This is a genomic window from Paenibacillus sp. P4_E11 (genome assembly GCF_056401635.1).
The window spans coordinates 1-5,533 of the sequence record NZ_JBFUIX010000187.1 but is presented as its reverse complement, the minus strand read 5'-3'; the positions used below and the strand labels follow the sequence as shown (position 1 = coordinate 5,533).

Sequence of the window (5,533 nt, the reverse complement as noted above, 5' to 3'; positions counted from 1 at the left end):
GTATAAGCTTGAAGTAAGTCTCCATTCTAGTGAGGACTGTCCTCTAAATATCCAATTTTTTGGCCTTAACTCACCAAAAAGATGATGGATTTCTGACCATTCACTAATCTCTTTAGTCTTCCACATCTATTAATCACCTTCTTATTATTATCAACTGCATATCTTTCACATAACGTTCTTGCATTCACGAACCCCGAGGGTGTTGTCCGCTGCATTGGCTTCTCCGAATTTCCCTTCTGTGGACCGAGGGCGTTAGCCCGATGCGTGAATGCGGTGTTAGCTGAAGTTACTGTCTTCCTGAGCTACTTTAAATAAGATTATCTGTTCTTAAATTTACAAATTGAGCAAGACCCTCAAGATCCGGAAAGATATTGAAAGGAGTAATGCCTGACAGATAAAGGAATTCCATTACATCTTCCTTTAGATCTTTTGTTAATGTTACTTTCTTAAGAATCCCCTCATTAACAAGCGCACCATCAAATTCTTCATCAAGAGGTAATAATGTATTACCTTGGATTGTAAATACACCTTGCTGAGCTACTATTCTTTGATTTGTCTTAACCGGGTGAAGTGCTACTGAATTATCAAAAAACTTTTTGTCGTTCCTTTGGTAAAGCCTATCTTTATAACTATCATCATGTGTTACGAAAAAKCGCCAATCTTTTATAGATTTTTTATTTAATTTGTTTGGATTTAACATCCAAATAGAAATTGACTCGTCACCCTTCCATTGGTTTGAAGCGAAATAAAGGGCAGTTGCAAAAGACTCAGTCCAGTCTAGAAGTCGTGTTTTAACACCATGATGTTGCATAAGGTAAAGTAAGTCCCAATCATCCAAATTATGATATAAATGACCGTTATTTTTAAACAAATTATATCTAGCTCTTTCATTAACTAAAACATGCTCAACTTTATTCAAATTTTGCCTAAATAAAGATGATTTTAATTGATAGTTATCATTTGATTGTCCTCTAAACCAAACACCGTTGTTTTCTTTTTTAAATTCCTTAACTGTTTGTAAAACATCATTCCAATTCATGGGTTCTAACCTCTCTTCAGTAATTTCAGCTAACGTTCTTGTATTCACGAAWCCTCACTGGCTTAAGGCCCAAAGGGCCGGCCGCAACGCTGTTAGCCAGTGCAGGGTTGTCTGCCTGATCCGCATCCTCGATTTAGCTTCCAGCAGACCAAGGTCGGCGCAGCCGGCCGCAGCGTGAATATGKTGTTAAGTGATGTTACCGCCCTCTATGAAAAAMCCTCCAAATTCTATTTCATTTCCTATCTTTATCATTRTTGTCTATATATTCTTCTAATTCTTTCTCAATTTCTTTGTCTATTTCAGATAATTTCTTATTCTCATCATTAAAAAATTCTCTTTCTAATTCATTTTCTATTTCTTCGTTCGGKACCTGTAAATCTCTTTTATCYTCAATTCCAAGTTTTTCTTTAATCAGCTGTAAATCCTCATGTATTTTCTTACTCCTTTGATGTGTACTAAAAACGAGTCCAAAAATAATYGAAATTAAAATGAGTCCGCCATATGGTCCAAGGAATATTGATAAAGCAACTCCTAAAATTATGAATATAATAATGCCGAATATTGTCATTTGTTTTCCTCACTTCATAGATTTACTACAAAATATACGGACTAATAATAAAGCGGTAATTTCACTTAACGTCTTATTTGTGTATGTCGTAAAATGTTTGTTGTTCGGTGGGATTTGCGTAGTCGTTCGTGAATGCCGCCAATACAGGCGGATTTGTGCACTAGCGGTGTAAGTTGCGCTCAGGAATCCATCTGGTCCAAAGGGCTTTGAATACGCCGAACATCCTTAATGCTAACATGCGTGTAGCGTTCGGTTGTTCGACTGCTCTGGTGACCCAGCAGCTCAAGAGGCGGACAATGCCTGCTCGAATAGCTTCTGGACAGAACGCTCAGTCAGATGACGGCCCTTGTATTGTCCAGGGAAGAGCCCCGTATCGGGTTGGTCATGGAGCACATACTGCTGGACGATTGCATAAGCGGCATCCGATAGCACGTCACGCGATCCCTGCGGCCCTTGCCTTGACGAATGTGAAGCGTCTTACGCGATGGATCCAGATCCTCCAGGCGCAGACGGACAACCTCACCAACCCGCAAGCCCGAGGAATAGGTTAAATACAGAATGGCTTGGTGCTTCAGATTTCGGACGGCTTTCAGGATGTTCATAACTTCCTCACGGGCCAGCACATGGGGCAGTTTGTTTTCTTTCTTGGGTCTGATATAGGAGACTGCTGTTGCTTGATGGAGTACTTTGTCAAAATAAAAATGTAGGGAACTGATCGCCTGATTGACATAGGCATGGGAAAAGCGGCGAGCTAGTAAAGACAAGGAATACTCTCGGACCAATGTCGCCCCCCTAAGGATGAAACTTCTTACGCATAACGATAGAATCGCTGCACATGTCCACAGTAGGCTTTCACCGTCTTGGGGCTATACCCTCGAAGCTGCAGCTCCTGCTGTAATCACTGCTCCAGGTTAGAGTTCCAACCAAGGGAGAGCGGCTTCTTCGACCTCGCTTGGAGCAAATAACACTCCGCCTCCAATGCAGCTTCTACATGAATAGTACAAGCGCTGAACGCCGTGAGAAGACGCTCAACTGTATCGATCGTGTACGGCAGGGACCAAGCGACTTCATCTGGTACCCATCTCCTCCCCGGGATACACTTAATTAACTCAACACCCTCTTTGGAGTAGCCCATCAGTTTTACCGCCAGCTCCGATTCGTTCCGCTTATGCAGCGAAAGTTCCATCTCCGATCCCCTTCCATTTTATCACCGATTGAAAATATTGGAAATAAAAAAGGAGAAATACAAAGTCCTTGAAGACTCTGTAATCCTCCGATGCTTTCAATGCTTTCGGTGCTTTCGGTGCCCTTTCCCTCCATCATACCATCTGAATATCAACCCATAATCACCGCACCAAGGGGTTCTCTCACCCCTCGGCAACACGGTTCAACAGGCTAAGCAAATAGCTGTCCAGACGCTCCATCATCATCCTATTCGTTAATCCAGTCATACCTAAGGCTGTCCACCCACCATATACTTCCGGCGGCCAGTAGGCGAAGTCGAGTAACGTGATGAGGTCCCAGTACGGATCATATGTAAACGATCCGCCTGCATGCTTTCGATAGGACGATAGAAACTCATCAGCCGTCCTTACATCGTGTAACAGTGCCAAGTTAACGCGACAATGGCCGACATCGATGCCAGCCGGTCCGATACATCCGTTGACCCAATCGACGACGCCGCTTACTTCGCCGCCGCTCCATAACACATTGGCCGGATGATAATCGCGGTGGATGAATCGCTTCACGAACAACGGACGAGGTCCCATGACAATGTCGGCCGCAGCCTGCCACTTGTCGGGAACCTTCGACCAAGCAGACGTGTTCAGAGTTCCTGCCTCGCTATACGGAGCAAATGACCATGGAAAATCGTTTGCCTCCACGGCATGAATCTTCACTAGCGCTTGTGCCATTCCGTTCAGCCATAGCGCGGTATCCGGTGGCTCCAATACGACTTGTCCCTCAAGCCGAGTCATGAGCACAGCTGGTGCGCCGCACTGGCTCCCGGTTTCGTCATAGGCGACGATAGTCGGTGTCTGTACGCCGACCACTCGAGACGCCCGACGCAAGCTCTCCGCTTCCTGAATAGCCAGTTCAGGCTGATCCTGCACCCACTCCGCATTGTCGAATTGGCGCAGGACGACACTTCTCTCCTCTCCATTCACGTTCAGCGATATTCCATGAACGAGCGAGGAAATCCCCCCATGAAGCTGTTGAACGGAGATCACGGTTGCTTCGGGATGTACAGCATCGATAACCCATCTAATGGTGCGATCAGACAACGATTTGTTAGGAAGCATTGGTGATCATCCTTTCTAACTCAGCAATGGCGGAACGAGAATTAGGATCGGTCTAAGACCTTACCAATCTTGAGTTCGACACTGACGACACAGACGGAATAAGGCAGTTTCTCCTCTTCCGTTGTCCATCCGTACGAGCCGTTATAGATCAAGACCTCGTTCCAACCTTCCACAATATCTTCAACCCGCAATCGGAAATTGTAAGCCATGTGCTCCTCAACATGTTGGGTGTACGCTCCATTCGAGATTAACAGCTCTCTCGTCTCTGTGGACTCAAATGTAGGGAACGAACCATTGAAGCTAACCCCCAAATACGGGGCAGCATCTTTCTTGCGAATTACCAGTTGAATGGTCAATTCTAACCCGGAATCAATCGGTTCTGCACACATGGGCAAATAAAGTGTCCGTCTCCATTCCGGCTCCAGCACAACTGGCAATTGTCCGGTCGTCTCATATGGAAAGTGGTATTCCGGTTGGCGGAGCGTCGAGAACATGTATCCCTTTTCTCTGCCGCGCAATTGGTCAAGCGTGTACATCTCGGCCAATTGGTCATACTTGCCGTCCAACCCTAGGCTAATCTGGTGGTTGAAGAAATTGTACCACTCGATTCCATCGGCCCCAAGCGAGAGCTTCCCTGCAGCATTTCCGGCCATCAACTCGGGCGTTGCAGGCAAATATCTGTACCCCTTACGATCCAATTCCGGTGAATACACAGACAGCCAATTGGGTATATCCTCCACAACTCCATAGATGGCTACTTGATTGCCTAGCTCTGCTCGAAGCCGATCATTCGGCATTTCCCAACTGGTCTGGCGGCTGTTGCTTGGACTTACAAAGTCTATAATACCTCGCTTGACCAAAGCGCGGATGTCAATCCCAATCCCCCTTAATAAATTAAGGTCGCCGGGAACTCTCATGCCGAACGGGTAGGACTTGCCTGTTGCCTTTGCACGCTTGTCCGTTAGAGCTCGAATATCGGCAAACCAATTCGTCATCATGTCGATCGTCTCTTGCGTGCTGTTCGGCTCGCAGCAGATCGGCTGCCTCAACCAATCCAGCTCCAAGCCCTCAAAGTCGTATTCCTCCACCATCTCCCGAATGGCGCTGAACATGAAATCCCTGACTTCGGGCACTTCATAGTTGATGCCTTCCCGGGCGGTTGGATGAACGGCATAGGGCGAATAGGTGCTGCGTTGCAGGCGATTCTTCTTCTCTCGCATGAGCTCGCTGTTGAAAAAACTGCCTTCTATGTTCAGGTGTCCATGCATATCGTTCATTCGCACAGAAATCCAAGGGCTGATCCCCCTTCTCCTGCAAGCCTTAGATGTCTCTTCTAACCAGTCGACCCCCGCATCGGTCAGGTCCACATATTGATTATAGAACTTAACACAATGATCCAGGTAAGCCTCTACCTTATCTTCACTAGGTAATCCTGCGCATTCCGCATGCCCTCGGAAAAATTCACGATCCCCTCTCTTGTAGTTGGCGAGAAGATAGGGCATAGCTCTGCTGGGATACCAAGCCAACTGAGTATTGGGGTTAATCAAAAACGTGTCGATTCCGCTGTCCGCAAGCAGATCAACATAATTATGGATCACCTCAGCGGTAAATGGACCTTCATACGGG

General features: G+C 46.2%; 6 protein-coding genes. All 6 read right to left on the bottom strand.

From position 1 onward, the window contains the following. Positions 1 to 307: 307 nt before the first annotated feature. Complete coding sequence (locus tag AC1DWB_RS30730) at positions 308 to 1,039, bottom strand: FRG domain-containing protein (protein ID WP_477544900.1); 732 nt, start codon at positions 1,037 to 1,039, stop codon at positions 308 to 310. A 232-nt stretch (positions 1,040 to 1,271) separates the two neighbouring features. Next, positions 1,272 to 1,607, bottom strand: a complete 336-nt coding sequence (locus tag AC1DWB_RS30725) for a hypothetical protein (protein ID WP_477544899.1) — start codon at positions 1,605 to 1,607, stop codon at positions 1,272 to 1,274. A 332-nt stretch (positions 1,608 to 1,939) separates the two neighbouring features. Continuing rightward, positions 1,940 to 2,389, bottom strand: coding sequence for a tyrosine-type recombinase/integrase (locus AC1DWB_RS30720; RefSeq protein ID WP_477544898.1), 450 nt, complete (start codon positions 2,387 to 2,389; stop codon positions 1,940 to 1,942). 116 nt (positions 2,390 to 2,505) lie between these two features. Further along, complete coding sequence (locus AC1DWB_RS30715; protein WP_477544897.1) at positions 2,506 to 2,793, bottom strand: hypothetical protein; 288 nt, start codon at positions 2,791 to 2,793, stop codon at positions 2,506 to 2,508. A 181-nt stretch (positions 2,794 to 2,974) separates the two neighbouring features. Then, complete coding sequence (locus AC1DWB_RS30710) at positions 2,975 to 3,907, bottom strand: phosphotransferase family protein (protein WP_477544896.1); 933 nt, start codon at positions 3,905 to 3,907, stop codon at positions 2,975 to 2,977. 41 nt (positions 3,908 to 3,948) lie between these two features. Continuing rightward, positions 3,949 to 5,533 (bottom strand): hypothetical protein (locus AC1DWB_RS30705; RefSeq protein WP_477544895.1); only part of this gene is annotated, 1,585 nt, incomplete at its 5' end.

Excerpts from the sequence above, each read along its gene's own strand:
- AC1DWB_RS30715 (WP_477544897.1), bottom strand. The coding sequence starts at position 2,793 with ATGGAACTTTCGCTGCATAAGCGGAACGAATCGGAGCTGGCGGTAAAA.
- AC1DWB_RS30710 (WP_477544896.1), bottom strand. The coding sequence starts at position 3,907 with ATGCTTCCTAACAAATCGTTGTCTGATCGCACCATTAGATGGGTTATC.